The 2,550-nt window shown below is 70.0% G+C and carries 1 protein-coding gene; it reads left to right on the forward strand.

The genetic code is table 11. The features are described from left to right. Positions 1-157 precede the first annotated feature (157 nt). Entirely contained in the window at positions 158-2,455 is a 2,298-nt protein-coding gene (locus tag C1J00_RS41905) for a glycoside hydrolase family 3 N-terminal domain-containing protein (protein ID WP_102914050.1), read from the forward strand. Positions 2,456-2,550: the final 95 nt, after the last annotated feature.

Consider the following 2,550-nt stretch of genomic DNA (forward strand, 5'->3'; position numbering starts at 1 on the left):
CCCGCCCCGCCGCCCCATGCCGTACCGGTCCCGCCCAGAGCGGCGGACGGACGGCACGCGAGCCCCGCCGCGCCGGGCGGCAAGGTTCGCGCGACGAAGCACTCACCGTCGCCCATCAACTCTCTGATCTGTGACGACTCATCTCTTGGAGAACACCGTGGGACAGCCGGTCCACTCTGCCGCATACCTGGATCCGGAAGCGTCCGTGGAAGCGAGAACCGACGACTTGCTGTCCCGGATGACCCTGCCGGAGAAGGTCGGGCAGCTGCTGATGCTCGACGCACAACACGGGGACCTCGCGGACATCGTGTCGGCCAAGCTTGCCGGGGCAGTCCTGCATGTGTCTCCCGACCTCATGCCGCAGGCCATGGAACTGGCCCGGCGGACACGGCTCGGCATACCGCTGCTGACAGTCGACGACGGCATCCACGGCCACTCGTTCTGGCCGGGGGCGACCATCTTCCCGACCCAGCTGGCCATGGCCTGCACCTGGGATGCCTCCCTGCTCCACCGAGTCGCCCGAGCGGCCGCGACCGAGATCGCGGCGACCGGAATCCACGGGACGTTCTCCCCGGTGCTGTGCATCACCCGGGACCTGCGCTGGGGCCGGATCAACGAGACGTTCGGCGAGGACCCGTTCCTGATCGGAGAACTCGGGGCGGCGATGGTGCGCGGCTACCAGGGCGAGGGCCTCAGCGACCCGACAGCCGTGCTGGCGTACGCAAAGCACTTCGCGGGCTACTCCGAAACCCTGGGCGGGCGCGACGCCAGCGAAGCCGATCTCAGCCCCCGCAAGCTGCGCTCGTGGTTCCTGCCCCCCTTCGAGCAGGCGGTACGGGCCGGCTGCCGCGGCTTCATGCTCGGCTACCAGTCCATCGACGGGGTGCCCATCACCGCGCATCAGTGGCTGATCAACGACGTGCTCAAGGGCGAGTGGGGTTTCACCGGGACGCTGGTGACCGACTGGGACAACGTCGGCCGGATGGTCTACGACCAGCGGACCTGCGCCGACTACGCCGAGGCGGCGGCGGTAGCCGTCAGCTCCGGGAACGACCTCATCATGGCCACACCGCAGTTCTTCGAGGGCGCCCAGGAGGCGGTCGCCCGCGGCCTGATTGAACAGAAGCAGATCGATGACGCGGTACGGCGGGTTCTGCGGCTGAAGTTCGAGCTCGGGCTCTTCGAGGACCCCCGCGCCCCCGACCCCGAGCGGCAGGCGCGGGTGATCGGCTGCAGCGCACACGCCGACCTCAACCTGGAGACCGCCCGTCGCTCCCTGGTGTTGCTGCGCAACGAGGGGATCCTGCCCCTCGAGGGCGGGCTGACCTCGGACGGAACCGGCCGCGCCGCGAGCCGAGGCAAGCAGCGGACGATCGCGGTCATCGGCCCCAACGCCGACAGCCCGGAGGCCATGCTCGGCGACTGGGCGGGTGCCACCGGCCAGGTCCCGTGGATGCCCGACGGACATCCACGCGAGTCGGTGGAGACGGTGCTCGATGGCCTTCGCGCCGTCGCGCCGGCCGACTGGACCATCACGTACGCCCGCGGAGCCGACATCGAAAGCCCCGCCTCCAGCTCCGAGTGGTCCCTCGGGCCCGACGGCCAACCGCAGCCATCCGTTTTCACCCCCGCACCGGTCGACCAGGCACAGCTTCGGGAGGCCACCGCCGCCGCGGAGGCGGCCGACTACGCCGTCGTGGTCGTGGGGGACACCATTGCCCTCACCGGCGAGGTGCGCTCCACGGCCACGCTCGACCTCCAAGGCGGCCAGATCGCACTGCTGGACGCGGTCGCCGCCACCGGCACACCGATGATCGTCGTACTCGCCCAGTCCAAGCCGAGCACCCTCCCGGACTCGGCACTGAACGCGGCAGCCCTCATCGAGGCGTTCAACCCGGGCATGCGCGGTGGCCGCGCCATCGCCGAACTCCTCCTCGGACTCACTGAACCCAGCGGCCGGCTCCCGGTCTCCTTCGCACGCCACGTCGGACAGCAACCGGTCTTCTACAACCAGGTGCGAGGCCAGCACGGGAATCGCTACGCGGACCTCACCCAGGACCCCCTGTTCGCGTTCGGCGAGGGCCTCACCTACACCACCGTCACCTACTCCGACCTTGTCGTGCACGACCCGGACGTCGCCGCCGACGGCACCGTCGACGCCACGGTGCGGCTCACCAACAGCGGCGCCCGTCCGGCCCTGGAAACGGTCCAGGCATACATCAGCGACCTGACCACCAGCGTCACCTGGGCCGAGCAGGAGCTGAAGGGTTTCACCCAGGTGGAAGTCCCTCCCGGCGAAAGCCTGGACGTCCACCTCAGCGTCCCTGCCGCGCAGTGCTCACTCGTCACGGCCGACAACCGGCGCGTGGTCGAACCAGGCGAGTTCGTGCTTCGCGTCGGTCCCAGCTCACGGCGGGAGCAGCAGCTGAGCGCGGGATTCCACATCCGGACCTGAACCCCGTATCCGCACCTGAAGTTCGCATACGGGCTTGAAGACCCCCGCCCCGCCGGCCCGCCGCCCCGCCAACCAGAGGGCCGGTGGGGTGGGAC

Source organism: Streptomyces cahuitamycinicus (genome assembly GCF_002891435.1).
In the GTDB taxonomy this organism is placed as follows: Bacteria; Actinomycetota; Actinomycetes; order Streptomycetales; family Streptomycetaceae; genus Streptomyces; species Streptomyces cahuitamycinicus.